Raw genomic sequence first — 19,052 nt, 5'->3', positions numbered from 1 at the left:
ATACTGTAAAATAAAAAAATCCACCCCGGCCATATTGTATACGGCCAGGGTGGATTTTTAATATATTACCACAGTTGGTTGATCACCGCTCTGTGATGTGCACCAGACTGCATGATGGCTGCTGTGTTACGGTAGCCACCCTGGTTGATGTGTGCTTCGTTTCTATGACCTTCCTGCAGGATCATGGCTTCGCCGTTACGACCCCACTGCTCGATGCTGGCTTCGTTACCGCGGCCCATCTGTACTACAAGCGCGCTGTTTGATCTGCCATCCTGCTCGATTGAGGCTTCGTTGCCTTCGCCAACCTGCAGCACTGCAGCTACGTGGCCATCACCATCCTGATCGATAGTAGCGTCGTTGTCTTCGCCCATCTGACCAATCAGTGCGATGTTACCATCACCATCCTGCTCGATTTCTGCTTCGTTGTCTTCGCCAAGCTGTGCTATACCTGCAATGTTATAGTCGCCATCCTGATCGATCTCTGCATCGTTATCTTCGCCCATCTGCAGAATTCCGGCCATGTTATAATCGCCATCCTGCTCAATGTCAGCATCGTTATCTTCGCCGTAAGGCTGTACAATGATAGCCATGTTGTCATCACCGTCCTGCTCAATTTCAGCATCATTGTCTTCACCACCCAGCTGGTAGATGTAGGCAGTGTTGTCGTCACCATCCTGATCGATGTCAGCATCGTTATCTTCGCCGCCAAGCTGCAGGATGTAAGCGTCGTTGTAATCGCCTTCCTGGTCGATGTCAGCATCGTTGTCTTCGCCAAACAACTGATCAATTGAAGCATCGTTGTGCGCATCTTCCTGGTCGATACGGGCATCGTTGTCTTCACCACCAAGCTGGTAGATCAGCGCTTCGTTGGCTGCACCTTCCTGCTCAACTTCGGCTTCGTTACCTCTGCCACCTTCCTGCAGAATGTAAGCATCGTTATAACGACCTTCCTGCTCTACTGTAGCCTCGTTGCCTCTGCCACGCTCTTGTCTGATACGGGCATCGTTCATGTAGTCTTCCTGTACAACAGTAGCTTCGTTTCTTCTTCCACCCATTTGCTCAACTAATGCTTCGTTTTTAGCACCAGACTGATCAACAACAGCTACGTTGGCTCTGCCGCCCATCTGTAAGGTTCTAGCTTCCTGCTTGTAACCAGTTTGAGTAGTAACTGCTGTGTTACCACGGCCGCTTTGCGCGAATGCTGTGCTGCCAACTAAAAGCAGAGCAAGAGTTCCTGAGTAAATAAATGATTTTTTCATAATGGTTTTAATGGTTTAGGGTTTTAACAATGATTAAATTTTTCAAATTATTTTTTATATTATCCTTATACATGGATAAATACAAATAGTTGCATATTCAGATAAAAAAATTAAACTTTTTTGTTAGGTCATATAACTATAATCATTAAATCGTTGTTTAAACAGCCTAAATCCACTTTTTATAGTGTAATTATCACTATGAAAATTTATAAATCCACTTGATATTATTTAAAACCAAGAGGTGATTTTACTTTTCTAAGTAATTATACTTTTACAATAAAAACACTATAAATACCTATAAATGAGTATACATATTTATACATAACCATTACAACCGGGCAACACAAGCTCTAAAGATTGCGGATAGTTCAAGCAGGACAGCCGGAAAACTCTCTTACAATCCTTCAAAAACTATTGCAAAACAAGTTCAGGCTGCATATAAATAGTACTTAACAAATATCTTAGCCTAACAGGAAGATTATAGCATCCTCTATGCAGATGCGCAGGAGAGTATAAATGGATTAGAAAGGGAGTTTAGATCTGATGAAACTATAAGCAGCTATCTGAAAGAGCTGGATCTGGGAAAGAGGCATTTCATTTGCTTCTTTGATGACATAAATCAGTGATTCATACCTTACTGCTACATCAGATTTGGAAACCAATCAGGCCAGCTTAGCAAACTATAGTTCGTCTGAGCGAGAAAGCTCCAATCTTATAGTTTGATTTAACAGAATACACCGGCCGTGGAACCAGTTGTCAGAATCTAAAATTCCAATGGTGACGGGGTTACTATTCTCAACTATAAAATATAGTTACATGCACCTAAGCGGACTAAGCTTGTAACGCAGGAGTATTAAAATCGGGCAACTTGCTTGCCGGATGACTTTGCGCTATGCTAACTGGCTACTTAGTTCTACAGCTATAGTTAGGACTATAAACTGAATCTGACTTTGGTTTTACCTGAGAAACGACTTGTGCTGTTGCGAACTATAACGAGAGGTATGTTATAGTGTGGTGCAACTATAGTTGGTAGAAACAAGAAAACCCGGTTGGGCCGGGCTTCCTGGGTAATTGGGGTTAAAAGGGTTAGTTGGTAGCGGGGTTTTAACTATAGTTATTACTTAAATAAACCGAAGTAGAAATTCAAGCCAACCTTACCTGTCCAGAAGTAGTCGTTAAAGCGACCGCGCTCTACTCCGTCCAGCCTGTCGTTGAGCATATAGGTACTGGTAGCACTTACGTCCAGGCCAATTCTCGGCGTTACAAGGTATTCCATGCCTAAGCCTGCTTTTACAAAAGGCGTAACAGCATCGGCAGTAGAGTTATTAAAGAAGTCGCTGATGCTGCGCCCGGTAGTAAGCGCGCCTCCGCCAAGCTGCAGATAAGGAGTATAGCGCAGTTTCGGGAAGAAGAAGTAGTTCAGGTTAGCTTCGGCATAGTTTACTGTTACACCAAAGTTTTCGGTGGCAGCCAGTTCTCCCCTGCCCAGGCGTAGATCAAAAGCCAGGTTATTGGGAGTGCTTATCCGCAGACCGGCTTCCCCAACAGGTTTAAAATCCGATTTGCTATAGTCTCCTTTGTAATAGATCACGCCACCAGCCACGCTGGCACCTATCAAGCCACGGCGGTTCGCCATAAGCTGCCCATGAATATCAGAATTCTGGATTTCATCTTTCTCTTTAAAATAACCCTGAATTGCCTCTGAGCTAAAGTCTTCTTTGTTTTTAAGTTTCCAGTAGCCTGCCTGTATGCCTTCTATAATCAGACTCTGTACTGCTTTATCAATAGCTTCTTTCACAGCCATTTCTGAAGGCTCGTTGTAGGTAAAGCCGGTTTCAGCCTCCAGCAGGCGCTTGAACTTTACATAGCGGAACACGCCAATATCAACAGATTGCGACAGGATAGTTTTAGAAGTATAAACCGTTTTCAGGATTTCGCCGGTGCTGGTAGAGATGGCACGCAGGTAAACGGTTACCTTATCTTCGCGGTACTGGCTGGAGCCGCCTGCACTAAAGTAGCGTAACCCTGCTCCACCAGTTATCACATTGGCATCGTAAGAAATAATGCCGCCTTCCAGTATAATACCAGCAAACAACAGGCCTGGCAGATTCGGTTCTTTCTTACCTGTCATGGCCTCTGCTTCGGCACGGGTAGAGCGGATAATTTTACGCTCGTTCAGCAGGTTGCCCAGGTTCTCGCGCTCTATTGGCGAAAACCAACCTGACTCTTCCAAAGACTTTAAAAGAATAGTGGTAGTGCCCTGTGTTACGGCCGTAGACCAGTTGGCACCGTTTACCGATGGCTTATACTGGCCGGTCTGGTCGCGGAACTTGTAAACAGCCGCTACAACTTTTTGCTGCGGTGGCGGCAGGTTTACCAGGTCTTCGTTACCGGGAGCAGCTACGCCCAGCATAGCCCGCGATGTTGTGGTAGGCTGGTTAAAATAAGGGGAACAGGCCGGCAGAAAAAACACAAACAAGACCAGCCACAAGGCTTTACTGCCTTCTGTAAAATATTTCAGCATAGATAAGGGTGCTTTATGCGTGATTTTAGATAGATAGTAGCGTACGGACTAAAGGCAAGAAAGAACCCTCTAATAATAGGGCACTGTTACGGTAGTACGGTCTCCGGTATTTACGTCTGTGATCTGGATGTTAATGCCACTGCCGCCTTCGGTTACTTCAATCTGGTAATCGCCAATAGAGTAGCTGCCGGGTTTCAATCCATCTTCGCCAAACTGAGACACAACAAACTGCCGCGACAACTGGCTAAGGATCTGCCGGTTCAGGCTCTCTTTAAAATCCTGCAGGGCATTGCGTTCCAGCAAACTGTTTGCGGTCGGGTCTTTCAGCTTGTCCTGAGACTGGGCAGAGTTCTGCAGCCACTGGTAGTTAAAGGTGTCGCCGCCAAAGGCCGGGTTTTTAGGAGTGTACACAAGATCCTGCGCTGATGCAGTAGTTACATTTGCGGCATAGGCCAGCACGAAAAACAGAAAAGTGTAAAAAAGCTTCTTCATAGGGTGAGGTATTGTATAGTTTTTGGTTCTTAACAGGTCTTAAAAAACTTCACGTGCTTTCCTTCCCTCTGCTTCCAACTGCTTGTTCAGCTGATCATTAACTAAGTATTCGTAAACCATTGCCACCGTATAGTTTGCCATTTCTTCGATCACATCGTAGCGGGGCTGCAGGTTGTATTCAAATACAGGTTCGTCGTTTACACTTACCACCACATAAGCGCCATTGCTGCGGGTAGGTTTTTCTTCGATCAGGATGGTGAAATTGTGGGCACCTGCCGGAGCTTCCCACTGCCGGTGAAAGATGTCGTAAAAATCGCGGCCAACTTTGGTGGTGGTTTCGTCTACTATCAACCCATCTACTTCCAGTTCAGAGGATCTCACAAAACGCTCCAGGGGCTGTTTTTTATCTTCGTAGCTGATGGTATCCTGTGTGGTTTGTTCTTTGGGTGGCTGGGTACCTTTCTGTTTGGTCTGTGCAAAAGTGCTGTTACCTGCCAGCGCAGTAAACAACAACAGTAACACGATACAGAAAGCCGTTTTCAAATACATAGAACTATAGCAGGCCCATTAAAACAATATTATTTTAACATTATATAGTCATTATACTTTATTTACTTTTAAAAGTTTCTATTAAATATTAAAAGGTTATAATATTTATCAAAAACTATAGTATAACCCTTCTATACCTATTAAGTACGGACAAACAAAGCATCTGGTACAAGAGTAGCAACTGCCGTTTTTGGCTTATACTTTTGTAGTAGCACTGCGTACTATAAATGCAATTAACCTGATAAACTATGGCCAAGAAATCTTTTAATGAACTGATCAGCAGCCCGGGCATGCCGGTATTGGTAGACTTTTACGCCGACTGGTGTGGCCCCTGCAAAACCATGAACCCGGTCATACAGCAGGTAGCATCGGAGTTTTCGGGTAAGCTGAAGGTGATAAAAGTGAATGTTGATAATAACCAGGCTGCCGCATCACAGTACCGGGTGCAGGGTGTTCCTACCTTTATTCTTTTCCATAAGGGCCAGCAGGTATGGCGCCAGTCTGGTGCGTTGCCAGGTAACCAACTGAAGCAGGTAATCAGCCAGTATGTAAGCTGATATAAATTTTGAATAACTGAATAAAGCTGATGCAGGTGATGTGTCAGCTTTTGTTTTATAGTTTAAGCCAGCACTTTATTCTCCAGTAATGCAGCTAAGCCTTCTTTCTCGAACAGGATCTTACCGATCTTAAGCTGCGACCAGCCCTGGTGTAGTTTATAGGTAAAGGTGGGCAGCCCGTTCACTAAATGGCATTCTACACAACACTTTTGTATACTGGCGCTGTTTTCGGGGTTTAGCTGCTCTTCCAGTTGCAGCAAGTGCGTTGATACCAGAAAATAGGAGCCTGCTATAGTTGCCAGCCCGTTTATAGTTGCCTGTGTTATTTCGAGCGCATCGTCTACGTTTGTGCCCCTGAAAATTTCATCGAACACGGCAAAGCATCTGGTTCCGTTCTGTGTTGCCTGCAGCACAGCTTTCAGGTTATTTATTTCTGCCATAAAATGGCTGTAACCATCGCGCAGGTTATCATTCAGGTTTATAGCAACTGCAACTGCCCCGAAAAAAGGAACCGTACAAGCAGCAGCCGGAACCGGGAAACCAACTCTAGCAAGGTAAACACACAAACTCACCGCTTTAAGCAAAGTAGATTTGCCCGACATGTTAGGCCCTGTAAGCAGCAATACATTTTGCCTGTCATCTAAAGCGATAGAGTTCTTTACCGGCTTTTTAACTATAGGGTGGTAAAAATCTGTTATGGCAAAGGTATCATCCTCAAAAGTTGCAAAGGCAAATTCGTGTGTCTGCACAGCTTTGGCAACTGACCAGTACGCTTCAAAAGAGAATAAAAAGCTCCAGAAAGATCGCATTTCCTGCGAATCTATAGTTGCAAGCTGATCCCAGAAATCAACTATATCTGATATCCCGAAACGATGCTCATGCACAAGATTAGTACGCGATGCCAGGTTAAGCTTATTCAGAAAAGCAACGGCGTTAGTCAGCTCCGTTTTAAAAGGCTCGGGATAAAAAGCACTGTTCAGGCGGTTCAGGTACTGTTGCTGCAAACCGTTCAGTAGTAGAATCAGCTGCACCAGCTTTGCCTGCACCTGGCTGCGCTCCGATTCATAAAACCATAGCCGCAGCCACCTTTTCAGTTTGCTTTCCGGCGCACCCAGGCCAGTTCCCGCCAGGTTTTCTGTTAAGGCATACACTTCCAGCAGATCGAGCCTGCGGTAAGTAAGCTCCCCGACTATAGCCCAGTTGCTGATCATCCCTTTTATAATACCTGTGCGTGCGGTTACTTCCATTTCTGACGCGGGCACAGTTTGTAGCAGGTACAACAGCTTATCTTCCGCATAAACATTGTTCGTGAAGTTGAAAAAGGGAAGCACATCCTCTTCCAGTTTCAGATCCTGTACCTGTATCATAAGCTATAGTTCTAAAATCTGTCGTTGCATTGGTAAGTTAAGTTATACTATATTATGGGACGGTAGGCAGAAAAGCGCTAACTATAGCCCCTTCCCTATAGTTATAACTGAAGCGTAAAAACAGTTGGTCCGCCAGGTTTGCTGTTTACCCGGATACTACCGCCATGTTGCCGCATAATCTGCTTGGATAAACTCAGGCCAATGCCGGAGCCCTGTTTTTTAGTTGTGTAAAAGGGAATAAACAGCCTGTCCAGCACATCATCGGGAATGCCAGGCCCATTGTCGCGCACCTCTATCCGGACTTTATACTTGTACTGCTCGTCGTTCCCGCCTATCACTTCCACGCGTGGATTTTCGGTGAAACGGCAGGCTTCCATCGCATTTTTAAGCAGGTTGATAAGTACCTGCTCCATCTGTTCGGGGTCTGCTTCTAAGGTTATGTCGGGTTTGGGTATGTAGGTTGCCAGCTCCACTCCTTCCCTGTCGAAATCAGATTTCAGTAGGGTGTGCACTTCGCGCAGCAAATCTGCCACACTTACCGGCTGTAGTTCGGGCAGCGGCAGGCGCATTAGGCGGCGGTAATTCTTTACAAAGTGTAGCATGCCGGTAGCACGCCGCTCAATCGTTTTCAGGCCAACCTGTATGTCTTCCAGGGCTTCTTCGCTAATTGGTTCTCCATCCTGTCGGGCTGTAATCTCTTCTTCCAGAATAGCCGTTACGGTAGAGGTCAGGGAGATAACCGGCGTTACCGAGTTCATGATCTCATGCGTAAGAACGCGTATCATTTTCTGCCAGGTCTGTACTTCCTGCTCTTCCAGCTCGGCCTGTATGTTATGCAGGCTCACAATTTTGATGTTCTTCCCCTGCGACACCAGCGCTGTGGCATGAACCGAGAGCAACAATTGTTCGTGGTGATGCTGCAGGGTTACGAGTGCTTTTTCATTGTTACCTATAGTTTGCAACACTTCCACGAGTTGTTCGCTTACCCGCTCAAGCGACCGGATGTTGGTAAGGTAGGGCACATGCAGTAATTGCTTGGCTACGTGATTTTCCAAGATCACATTTCCATCATCATCAAAAGACAGGATACCAATGCCGATGTGTTCAACTATAGCCTGCAGGTACAGGTAATGCGCCTGTTTCTCAGCTTTAATCTTCAGAAACGCATCCGATATTTCGTTAAAGGATTTGTACAGATGACCAAAAGTAGAATTGTGGGCATGCGCCGGGAAACGCTGCGTAAAATCAGAATGGCGGATAGACTCAAGAAAGCTGGTGATGTCGCGGTTAGTGCGTTCTACAAAATAAACCAGCCCATATAGTTGCAGGGCCAGCAATGCCGCAATGCAAAATGCGGTCACATACCAGTCAGTGCGGAACAGCACTACAACCAGTGCCAGCATACTCAGCATGGCCAGGGCAACCTGTAGCAGCAACCGGCCCCGGAAGTAACTATAGCCCATGTTTCTCGATTCGGCGGTAGAGTGCAGTTCGGGTTATACCAAGTTCTTTGGCGGCGTGTGTTATGTTGCCAGCATGTTTTATAAGCACCTTCTGCACCATCATCTTTTCCAGCGCTTCCAGGGTATAGTCGCCCTCTGTAGGAACCGGGGCTGCCTCCTCTCTATAGTTAGCAGTACTCTGATTAGGTGCCAGGTAAAAGTCATCGGCATGCAGCTCGTTGCCATCGCAAAGTATGACGGCACGTTCCATGGCATGATCCAGCTCGCGCACGTTGCCCGGCCAATGATATTCTGTTAACCGGTGCATTGTCTGAGGATTCATCCCCAGATCCGGGCGGTTGTATTTCTGGCTATAAGCTTTAAGAAAATGGTTTGCCAGCAATCTTACATCTTCTTTGCGCTCGCGCAGGGGCGGCAATTTTATTTCTACTGTATTTATCCTGTAAAGCAGGTCCTGCCGGAATGTACCTTGCCGTACCATGTCGTATAGTGGCATGTTGGTAGCACAGATGAGCCGGATATCGATAGGGCGTGGCTTGTTGGTTCCTAAACGTACCACCTGCCGGCTCTGCAGCACCGTAAGCAATTTGGCCTGCAATGCCAGCGACAGATTTCCAATCTCATCCAGGAAAAGGGTGCCTCCATTAGCAGCTTCCATACGGCCTATACGCTCTTCCTTAGCATCTGTAAAGGCACCTTTCGCATGCCCGAAAAGTTCGCTTTCAAAAAGTGTCTCGCTTACGGCTCCCAGATCAACTTTCTCGAAGGCATTTCCAGCTCTGTGCGAGCGTTGGTGCAAGGCCCGTGCTGCCACTTCTTTACCTGTTCCATTCTCTCCCAGGATAAGCACATTGGCATCTGTAGCCCCAACTTTTTCTATTGTCTGATACACCCGCTGCATAGCCGGCGAAACGCCAATAAACTCCCCGTAATGAAAAGTATTTCCTTGATTTGTCTGCCCTATAGTTGGAGACGCACCTTGTTGCCGCTGCTGGCAAGCTGACTTTAAAATAGCTACCAGCTTGTCGTTTTTCCAGGGTTTCAGTACAAAATCCGATGCTCCTTCTTTCAGCGCCCTTACAGCAAGTTCTATGTCACCGTAAGCTGTCATCAGGATTACAGTTACGTTGGGGTTGGTTTGCTTTACCTGTTTCAGCCAGTAAAACCCTTCTTTGCTGCTGGTAGCGCCGGCGCTATAGTTCATATCCAGCAACACTACATCTATAGGCTGCTCAGTAAGTATAGCTGGTATCTGGTAAGGATCTGAGGTGGTTATAACCGATGTAAAATGCTGTTTCAGCAGGAGCCTGCCGGCTGTAAGTATGTCATCTTCATCGTCTACAATCAGAATCTGGCAGGCAGTTTTACTCATGTTTATAGTATAAAAGGTGCTCTTGTAAATACTAATGTAAGTGTTTTTTGTGCAATTACCCAATCTATTTGCTATGTCGCAACAGTGTTCCGCTCTAAGTTTCTGTAGTTTCCCCATGCGCTCCCGCATCGAGTGTCCGGTTGCAGACAGTGAAGTGTACGTTTGCGGACACCCTAAGCATCATTTAGCGCTAAATTCAACCGTAAAATACTAATAATCAATGCATTAATAATTATGGCACAAGTATTGACATTGGGCTATACACAGAACACAAGCTTACCAGACTATGGATCGCATTATCGAGAAAAAAAAGTATACACCTAAAAAGATAGCCATCGTAGCTGCAGTGGCATTGGTACTGGTGGTGGTTATTTATAACCTGCTTTTTGCCGAGCATACTTCTAAGCTTAATGTGGAAGCACAGCGTGTAACAATGGGCACCGTGCAGGAAGGCAAGTTCCAGGAATTTATAGCTGTAGATGGCTCTGTAGACCCGCTTAAAACGTTTTTCCTGGATATTACAGAAGGCGGCCGCGTAGAAAGAATCTATACCGATGATGGCCGTATGGTGGAGAAAGGCGACACTATTCTGAAGCTTTCGAACACCACACTGCAGATCGACTTTATGACCCGCGAAACGCAACTGTACGATCTGATGAACGAGCGCCAGAACTCTGAAATTCTGATGAAGCAGGACCAGATCCGCAAAATGAACGAACTGGCTGAAATCGAATATAATCTGACCACAGCAGAACGCACTTACAACCGCAACAAAATGCTGATTGCCGAAGGCGCCATCTCGAGAGAAGAGTACGAAACATCGAAAGACAATTACCAATACCTGAAGCGCCGGAAAGAACTGGGAGAGCGCTCTGTAAAGCAGGATGCCCAACTAATGCAGGACCGTTTACGCCAGCTGGATGAGTCGATCTACCGCATGAAAGCTAACATTGATATGGCCCGCAATACGCTGAATAACCTGTATGTAGTAGCACCATTTACCGGCCAGTTATCTACCCTAAAAGCAGAAGTTGGCGAAAGCAAAGCAGCCGGCGAAAACATTGGCCAGGTTGATGACCTGAACGGCTATAAAGTAAAAGCCAACATAGACGAGCACTACATATCAAGAATTTACCCGGGCCTTACCGGCAATTTCGAATTTAACGGAAATACTTACCAGGTTAAAGTAAGCAAGGTATTCCCTGAAGTGCAAAACAACACTTTTCAGGTGGATATGGAGTTTGCTAATGGCACTCCGGAAGGCATTCGTCGTGGCCAGACGCTGCAGCTAAAGCTGAACCTGAACGATGGTGGCAAGGCGGTACTGCTACCACGCGGCGGCTTTTACCAGAGCACAGGCGGAAACTGGATATTTGTAGTTGATAAATCGGGCACGTTCGCCGAAAAACGAACTATAAAACTAGGCCGCCAGAACCCGAATCATTATGAAGTAATTGAAGGATTGCAGCCAGGCGAAAAAGTTATCGTTTCGTCTTACGACAGCTACGGCAACATAGACCGGTTGGAACTGAAGTAAATGGTTGAATGGCTGAATTGTTAAATTGTTAACACACCACGAGTCAACAATTTAACCATCAACAATATAACAATTAAGAAACATCGCGCCCTTAGTACAAAATAAAACTGAATTGAGAAACAAATAACGGACAACCATCAACGGATAACGAAATAAACAACATGAACAAGGAACTACTCATCGAAACAAAGCAGCTGCAAAAGAAATATGTAACTGATACTGTTGAAACTACTGCCCTTGCCGGTGTAGATCTGCAGATCGCGAAAGGCGAATTTGTAGCTATTATGGGACCATCTGGCTGCGGAAAATCTACCCTGCTTAACATCCTTGGTTTGCTGGATAGCCCATCTGCTGGCAGCTTTAAATTTCTGGGCCAGGATATTACCCATGCCAGTGAGCGTCAGCGTGCCAAAATACGCAAGCAGAATCTGGGCTTCGTGTTCCAAAGCTTTAACCTGATCGATGAGCTGACCGTGGAAGAAAATATTGGCTTGCCGCTGGCTTACCTGGGCGTTAGCAAAGCAGAAACCGAAAAACGCGTAACAGAAGCCATGGAACGTATGGGTATTGCACACCGCCGCAACCACTTCCCGCAGCAGTTATCGGGTGGTCAGCAGCAACGTGCCGCCATTGCCCGCGCCACCGTTTCCAGCCCAAGCCTGATACTTGCCGACGAACCAACCGGTAACCTGGACTCTGTACATGGCCGTGAAGTAATGGCTTTGCTAACTGAACTGAATGAAGCCGGCACTACGGTAGTAATGGTAACGCACTCTCCTTCTGACGCCGAATACGCACACCGCATTGTGAACCTGTTCGACGGCCAGATCGTGACAGAGAACCTGAACGTGCGCAAGCATGCTGCGGAGCTGTTATAAAAAACATCATGAGTAGTTTATAAGTGGCGCATCTTACCGGATGCGCCACTTATCCTTGTTTTGCCCTTCTCAAACTATATCCCTTTCTGAGCTATGTTAAAAAACTACCTTGTTATTACACTTCGCAACCTGCTTCGTAACAAAGTATACACAGCCATAAACCTTGTAGGGTTAGCTGTTGGCATAGCATCCTGTCTGCTGATCTTCCTGTTTTTGCAGCATGAACTAAGTTATGATGAGAGCTTTAAGGATGCTGACAGAATTTACAGGGTAACGAGTACCGTACAGAAAGGTGATCAAACTATAGAAACAGCAGCAGCAATTGGCCCGCTGGCTCAGCTTCTGCCCCAGGAATACCCGGAAGTGGAGAGCGCAACCGTGCTGATAAACATGGGACAAAACGCTATCCGCACCGACGAGCAAGCCTTCTACACCGACAACATCATTTACGCCGACAGTAATATTTTCTCAGTGCTGGATTTTCCGTTTATAGTTGGCAATCCATCCACTGCTCTTAAAGCCCCTGCATCTATCGTGCTTACATCTGAGCTGGCTGGCAAACTATTCGGCTCACTGGAAGCTGCTCTTGGTAAACCGGTAAAGTATATTGCTAGTACTTTTTTAGTTACAGGTGTAATCGACCAGACTGCTCCATCTCACATTAATCCCGGGGCTATTCTTCCGCTGCACTTCGATGCCCAGACAGAATATTATGTAACTGATTGGAACGGAATCGGGGGTTATACTTACCTGAAGCTGCATAAAAAAGAACACGCTGCCCCACTCCAGGAAAAGATAGCGGACCTTTATGACAGAAAAGCAACTCCAGGCCAATCACTAGCAGGCATTACAGGCGCTACCTTCCAGCTTCAGAATATCACAGATGCGTACCTTGATAAGGAAAAGGAAGCTCCTGTAGGGGAAGTAGGAAACATTACGTACATCTACATCTTTGGCGTAATAGCGGGTTTTCTACTGCTGATTGCATCTATTAACTATATCAATCTGGCTACAGCCCGCTCCGCAAAACGGGCAAAGGAAGTAGGCATGCGAAAAGCTATCGGGGCAAGTCGCGCGCAGGTAATTCAACAGTTTTTACTTGAATCTGTGCTGCTGGCTATAGTTGCCTCGTTGCTGGCGCTTATGTTGGTTGAGCTCACTTTGCCGCTCTTTAACACCGTTACCGGTAAAACGATAGACAGCGTGCTTATCCTTAGTTCTGAACTAGGAATGGCGTTGCTCGTTATTGTGCTGTTTATTGGTATAGTTGCAGGCAGTTATCCGGCTTTTTTCCTCTCAAGGTTTAGCTCCGCAGAGGTCCTTAAATCAAACCAGACCCCAAAAAGCGGAAATGCACTGCTACGTAAAGGCCTGGTGGTTGCTCAGTTTACCATCTCACTCGTCCTTATTACCGGAACTATAGTTGTGTACGACCAGATGATGCACGTCCGGAATACCGATCTTGGTTTCGATAAGGAGCAGGTGGTAGCAATCAGTATTCCGTCTATTGGCTGGGTAAAACAAAAGGAGAACCTGGCCGCCATTAAACAGGAGTTCCGTAGGCTGCCACAGGTTGTTTTAACCACAAATGCACAGCAGTTGCCCGGCGAAGGCGCCGTTAAAGGAGATTACCTGCTTGAACAGAACAATAGACTGGTAAAGAAAAGCATCAATACCATTAGTGTAGGTTATGAATACCTCGACCTGATGGGCATGAAACTTAGTGCCGGGCGAAATTATTCAAAGGATATCCGCACAGACGAACAGTTCAGGTACATCCTGAACGAAGCGGCAGTAAAAGAGTTAGGATGGTCAGATGCCATTGACAAACGCATTAAACCTACCTGGGCTGATACTGCCAATGGTACTGTGATAGGTGTTGTAAAAGATTTCAACTACACTTCGCTGCACAGCAAAATAGAGCCATTGGTTATTCAGCTGGACCCGCATTTTGGTAAGCTCGTCGTGCGGCTTGAAGCCAATACACCTCTTGCTGCAACACTTTCTGATATGGAAGATATCTGGCGAAAGTACTTCCCAGGCTACCCTATGGACTATAGTTTCCTAGACGAGAGCTTTCACCAGCAATACCAGGCCGAAGAAAAGATGTTGACCATTTTTACTTTTTTCGCGCTGCTAACTATAGTGATTGCCTGTATGGGTCTGTTCGGTCTGGCATCTTATATGGCTGAGCAGCGCACTAAAGAAATCGGTATCCGGAAGGTACTGGGTGGTAGTGTTACAGATATTGTTGTCCTGCTTACCGGAAACTTTGCAACACTGGTGGTAATTGCCATTGTGCTGGCCGTGCCTGTTGCCTGGTATGCCATGGATACGTGGCTACAGAACTTTGCTTACCGTACCGAGCTGAGCTGGTGGCAGTTTGTAGCAGCAGGTATGGGAGCTTTAGCTATTGCGTTGCTGACGGTCAGTTACCAGGCCCTGAAGGCAGCCACAACAGATCCTGTTAAAGCCTTGCGCGCTGAATAAAAGAGAATTAAAACTATAGAAGCCTGTATAAGCTTATGTTTCGTAACTACCTGCTTGTCGCCCTCCGCAACCTGTACCGCAACAAGGTATACTCCGCTATTAACATCGCCGGGCTAGCGCTGGGGGTGGCTTCGTGTATCCTTATCTTTCTGTATGTGCAGGACGAACTAAGCTATGAAAACCAGTTCAGCAAGGCAGACCGCATTGTGCGCGTTGCCGGCGAAATAGAGCACGACGGCCAGACAAACAAATTTGCCTTGTCTGCGCCTACGCTTGCCCCTTTCCTGCTGAAAGATTACCCCGAGCTGGAACATGTCACCCAACTGCTGCCTGCCAATAAGCAAACCATCTGGTACAAAGGCCGCAGCTTTAACGAAGACAAACTGCTATTTGCTGACAGCGCCTTCTTCGAAATCTTTGACTATAAGTTTCTGGCCGGCAACCCCGCTACAGCTTTAGCCGAGCCCCGAACTATAGTTGTAAGCGAGCAAATGGCGCAGAAGTATTTCGGAAGCGCAGAAAAAGCCATTGGCGAAGTGCTTAAATTCAGTCGTAACTCGTACCATGTTACAGGTGTTTTTGCAAACGAAGGCAACTCTCATATACACGCCAATGCTTTTCTGGCCCGTAGCACTTTCGACACGCAACGGCAGGATGTATTAACGGATAATAACCACTGGTTCCATATGAGCCGATATACGTATGTGCTGCTGCAGGATGAAGCCCAGATCGCTCCTTTCCAGGAAAAGCTGAAGACATTTGCAGCCACTCATGTTACTCCCTGGCTTAAAGAGAACGATCTGCAGGCTTCGATGAAATTTGTGTTGCAGCCATTGCGCAGCATTCACTTCGATACCGAATATGTAGAAGATATATCCGCTCCGGGCAACATTAGCTACATCTACATCTTCTCGGTTGTCGCAGTTTTTCTGCTACTGATTGCTAGTATAAATTACATGAACCTGGCTACAGCGCGCTCTGCCAAAAGAGCTAAGGAAGTAGGCTTACGAAAGGTAGTTGGCGCGTACCGATCCCAGATCATTGGCCAGTTTATAGGCGAATCGCTTCTGATAACCATACTGGCAGTCATTCTGGCACTAGCGTTGGCGCAGATCCTTATTCCTACTTTCAACTCACTTACAGATAAGCACCTCGAATCTAATTTCTTTTTACAGAAGGAAGTTATTATTGCGCTATTTGCCATCATTGTGTTTATCGGGGCAGTAGCCGGCAGTTATCCTGCCATCTTCCTATCCCAGTTTAAACCTGTTGATGTACTGAAAGCAGACAAAGCACCCAGAGGCGGAAACGCTACCTTACGCAGATCGCTGGTCGTTATCCAGTTTACCATTTCGCTTATCCTGATCATTGGTACGCTGGTAGTTTTCAGCCAGATGCAGTTTTTAAAGAACCGCCAACTTGGGTTTAACAAAGAGCAGGTCCTTATCATTGATATCCCGACCGGCGACTCTACGCTGGTAAAACAACTGCCAAGTATAAAACAGGAATTACTGCGCAACCCCAACATCGAGAAGGTATCCAATTCGGTGAGTATTCCGGCAGACGAAACAAGCACCATCCTTGTATTTGCTGAAAAAGACGGTAAAACCCTGCAAAATGCGATGGACGTAATGTTTGTGGATTATGACTTTGTGGGTGTAATGGGCATTGAACTGAAAGAAGGCCGCAACTACTCCAGAGAGTTTAAAACAGACCTGAAAGGTGGACTGATCGTAAATGAAGCGGCTGTAAAAAAAATGCTGTGGAAGAATCCGATCGGTAAACGCATTCAGATGGATGACTGGGATGCAAAAGTAATTGGCGTAGTAAAGGATTTCCATATAAAATCGTTGCACAGCAAAGTAGAGCCCATGATACTGGCGCTTGTACCTGAATCTCCTGGTTTTCTTTTAATGAAAATGAAACCGCAGGACATGCCGGCAACTATAAGCTACATCCAGGAAAAATGGCAGGCTTTCGATACAGAACACCCGATGGAGTACTTTTTTATGGACGAGCATTTTGATAAGCAGTACCGTACCGAAGAAAAGATGCTGACCGTGTTTGGTTACTTTGCCGGGCTAACCATTTTTATTGCCTGCCTTGGGTTGTTTGGGCTGGCATCGTTTACCGCCGAACAGCGCACTAAAGAAATAGGCATCCGCAAAGTGCTGGGTTCTTCAACCACCAGCATCGTACTGCTCCTCTCCCGCGATTTTGCCTTGCTGGTACTGATTGCTATAGTTCTGGCCATACCTATTGCCTGGTACAGCATGGATAAATGGCTGCAGGACTTTGCTTACAGAACAGAACTTAGCTGGTGGATTTTTGCAGTTGCAGGCCTAGCTGCTATGACCATTGCGCTACTAACTGTCAGTTTCCAGGCTTTGAAAGCGGCCATGCTGGACCCGGTTAAAGCCATCCGGACACAGTAAAATATATAGAAGTTGTTTGTTGTTTGTTTTAGAAGGGATGCAGCGCTGGAATACCGGCAATGCATCCTTTCAACTTTACTGCTGTCCTCTTTCGCGACTGCCAACTATAGCTATAGTTTAGCTTAAAGCAGTGTTGCTATAGTTTAGTTCTAAGGCCTAAAAGTTATACATCTAAAAACAGCCTGTACACGTTTACACAACACCGGCAAACTGAAACCATAAAAACGCATGAACCTTAACAGATACTTTATCCTGCTCTGCACCATTACGCTACCTGGCTGCTCGTCGGCACGGCCTGGGCAAACCACTGCATACAAACCAGCAACTGACCGCTACATAGTTGCCCTGGACCTGAACCAAGTGAAAAGTGACAAGGTAATGGTCACTATAATGCCTCCTGAAATTAAACAGGATGAGGTGATCTATAACATGCCTAAAATTGTGCCGGGCACTTACTCTGTTTCTGATTTCGGGAAGTTTGTATCGGAGTTTACAGCACTCGATAAAAAAGGCGCAAAGCTGCCGGTACAGCAGCTCGACACAAACCGGTGGAAAATCGGCAACGCAAAAGACCTGGAGAAAATAACCTACTGGGTAGACGATACTTTTGATGCCATCAAGAAAACCGATACAGTATTTGAACCGGGCGGCACAAACATCGAAGCAGGTAAAAATTTCCTGATAAACCCTTTCGGATTTATTGGTTATCTGGATGGCCTGAAACAGGCACCTTATGAGCTGAATATTACCAAACCACAGGGCTTTTACGGCTCTACTCCGCTTATTGCCACTGCATCTACAGCCACAACAGACACCTACCTGGTTGACGATTACGTAACGCTGGCCGACTCGCCGCTGATGTATAATGTCCCTGACACTACTGTACTGACTATAGGCAGTGCCAGTGTGCTGGTATCGGTTTACTCGCCAAGCGGCCGTATCACATCCAAACCCATTGCAGCAAATATTAACGATATACTGGAAGCGCAGCGCAGTTACCTGGGCGGAAAACTGCCTGTAGATAAATATGCTTTTCTGATCTATGTGCCGGAGCGCGTAGGCAAGACCGGCTCTTATGGCGCCCTGGAACACTCCAATTCCTCGGTTTACTTCCTGCCCGAGATGCCGGAAGAGCAGTTTACAAGTACCATGCGCGATGTGGCTGCACACGAGTTTTTCCATATTGTAACACCGCTGACGATACACTCTGAGCAGATCGGCAATTTCGATTTTATTAACCCGGATATGTCGAAGCATTTGTGGATGTACGAAGGCGTAACCGAATATTTTGCCTCGCATGTGCAGGTGTATGAAGGCCTGATCGGGATGGAAGAGTTTTTAGGTAAACTGCAGGAGTACATTGCCACATCCAAAGCATACTATAACGATACCCTTCCGTTTACAGAAATGAGCAAGTTTGTGCTGGATAAATATGAGAAGGAATATGGAAACGTATACCAGAAAGGAGCGCTGATAGGCATGGTGCTGGATGTGCGGCTGCGGGAGCTTTCGGGTGGCAAACGCGGCCTGCGCGACCTGATGCAGGACCTGGGCAAAACCTATGGCAAAGACAAAGCCTTTAAAGACGATGAACTGTTTGATAAGATCACAGAACTGACTTACCCGGAAATACGGCAGTTTTTTACCCGTTATGTAGAAGGTAACGAGCCACTGCCACTGGAAGAAACCTTTAAAAAGGTAGGCATCCTGTACGAGCCCCTGTCGAAACAGCTGGTAAATTCTTACGGCGGCTTTATGTCCGGCTACGATGAAGAAACCGGTAAACTGATTGTAGAATCAGCGGATAACCTGGACCCTTTTGGTCGTGAACTAGGCCTGCAGGCCGGCGACCAGCTGTTGAAATGGAACGGCACTGAAATCTCGCCGGCAAATGTGCGCCAACTTATAGGAGAAGAATTACAGGAAATGAAGCCTGGGCAGGAAATAACTGTAACCGTTGGCCGGAAGAACAAAGCAGGCGTAATGCAGGAGTTAACCCTGAAGGGTAAGGTGCGCCAACAGGAGCGCATGGTTCCCCATTACCTGGAGCCCGCCCCGAATGCTACACCAGGGCAACTGGCTCTTCGTGCTGCCTGGCTCGGAAAAGGCGCTCAGTAACTGTATTTAAC

General features: G+C 46.4%; 13 protein-coding genes. 6 read left to right on the top strand and 7 right to left on the bottom strand.

Going from position 1 to position 19,052, the window contains the following annotated elements:
- Positions 1 to 65 precede the first annotated feature (65 nt).
- The 4 genes from GXP69_RS05055 to GXP69_RS05040 form a co-directional block, all read right to left on the bottom strand.
- Entirely contained in the window at positions 66 to 1,259 is a 1,194-nt protein-coding gene (locus GXP69_RS05055; RefSeq protein ID WP_163913101.1) for a hypothetical protein, read from the bottom strand.
- Positions 1,260 to 2,376: 1,117 nt separating this feature from the next.
- The gene (locus tag GXP69_RS05050) at positions 2,377 to 3,783 is read right to left on the bottom strand and encodes a CsgG/HfaB family protein (RefSeq protein WP_163913099.1); all 1,407 of its coding nucleotides are present in this window, start codon (positions 3,781 to 3,783) and stop codon (positions 2,377 to 2,379) included.
- A gap of 69 nt (positions 3,784 to 3,852) precedes the next feature.
- On the bottom strand, positions 3,853 to 4,275 hold the full coding sequence (locus tag GXP69_RS05045) for a curli production assembly/transport component CsgF (protein WP_163913097.1): 423 nt from the start codon (positions 4,273 to 4,275) through the stop codon (positions 3,853 to 3,855).
- A 39-nt stretch (positions 4,276 to 4,314) separates the two neighbouring features.
- The gene (locus tag GXP69_RS05040) at positions 4,315 to 4,824 is read right to left on the bottom strand and encodes a CsgE family curli-type amyloid fiber assembly protein (RefSeq protein WP_163913095.1); all 510 of its coding nucleotides are present in this window, start codon (positions 4,822 to 4,824) and stop codon (positions 4,315 to 4,317) included.
- A 248-nt stretch (positions 4,825 to 5,072) separates the two neighbouring features.
- Here GXP69_RS05040 and trxA point away from each other — a divergent pair, with 248 nt between their 5' ends.
- Entirely contained in the window at positions 5,073 to 5,381 is a 309-nt protein-coding gene (trxA, locus tag GXP69_RS05035; RefSeq protein WP_163913093.1) for a thioredoxin, read from the top strand.
- Positions 5,382 to 5,443: 62 nt separating this feature from the next.
- Here the strand turns inward: trxA and GXP69_RS05030 are convergent, their stop codons facing one another.
- The 3 genes from GXP69_RS05030 to GXP69_RS05020 form a co-directional block, all read right to left on the bottom strand.
- Positions 5,444 to 6,748 carry a MutS-related protein gene (locus GXP69_RS05030; protein WP_163913091.1) on the bottom strand — a complete coding sequence of 435 codons (1,305 nt, stop codon included), beginning with the start codon at positions 6,746 to 6,748 and terminating at the stop codon, positions 5,444 to 5,446.
- 101 nt (positions 6,749 to 6,849) lie between these two features.
- Complete coding sequence (locus GXP69_RS05025) at positions 6,850 to 8,211, bottom strand: sensor histidine kinase (protein WP_235925567.1); 1,362 nt, start codon at positions 8,209 to 8,211, stop codon at positions 6,850 to 6,852.
- On the bottom strand, positions 8,201 to 9,583 hold the full coding sequence (locus tag GXP69_RS05020; protein WP_163913089.1) for a sigma-54-dependent transcriptional regulator: 1,383 nt from the start codon (positions 9,581 to 9,583) through the stop codon (positions 8,201 to 8,203). The genes GXP69_RS05025 and GXP69_RS05020 overlap by 11 nt, the downstream gene beginning before the upstream one ends.
- 286 nt (positions 9,584 to 9,869) lie before the next feature.
- Between GXP69_RS05020 and GXP69_RS05015 the strand changes: the two genes are divergently transcribed.
- The 5 genes from GXP69_RS05015 to GXP69_RS04995 all read left to right on the top strand — a co-directional run bounded on the left by GXP69_RS05015 (position 9,870) and on the right by GXP69_RS04995 (position 19,041).
- Positions 9,870 to 11,120: an efflux RND transporter periplasmic adaptor subunit gene (locus tag GXP69_RS05015; protein ID WP_163913087.1), complete on the top strand. Its 1,251-nt coding sequence runs from the start codon at positions 9,870 to 9,872 to the stop codon at positions 11,118 to 11,120.
- 161 nt (positions 11,121 to 11,281) lie between these two features.
- The gene (locus tag GXP69_RS05010) at positions 11,282 to 11,998 is read left to right on the top strand and encodes an ABC transporter ATP-binding protein (protein ID WP_163913085.1); all 717 of its coding nucleotides are present in this window, start codon (positions 11,282 to 11,284) and stop codon (positions 11,996 to 11,998) included.
- 93 nt (positions 11,999 to 12,091) lie between these two features.
- A complete protein-coding gene (locus GXP69_RS05005; protein ID WP_163913084.1) occupies positions 12,092 to 14,488 on the top strand; it encodes an ABC transporter permease in 2,397 nt (798 codons plus the stop codon).
- A gap of 35 nt (positions 14,489 to 14,523) precedes the next feature.
- Positions 14,524 to 16,923 (top strand): ABC transporter permease, encoded by a 2,400-nt coding sequence (locus tag GXP69_RS05000; protein WP_163913082.1) that lies wholly within the window; start codon positions 14,524 to 14,526, stop codon positions 16,921 to 16,923.
- Between the two features lie 228 nt (positions 16,924 to 17,151).
- Complete coding sequence (locus GXP69_RS04995; protein WP_163913079.1) at positions 17,152 to 19,041, top strand: M61 family metallopeptidase; 1,890 nt, start codon at positions 17,152 to 17,154, stop codon at positions 19,039 to 19,041.
- The last annotated feature ends 11 nt before the right edge of the window (positions 19,042 to 19,052 follow it).

The organism is Pontibacter burrus, from assembly GCF_010686685.1.
GTDB lineage: Bacteria > Bacteroidota > Bacteroidia > Cytophagales > Hymenobacteraceae > Pontibacter > Pontibacter burrus.
This window is presented reverse-complemented; position numbering and strand designations above follow the sequence as displayed.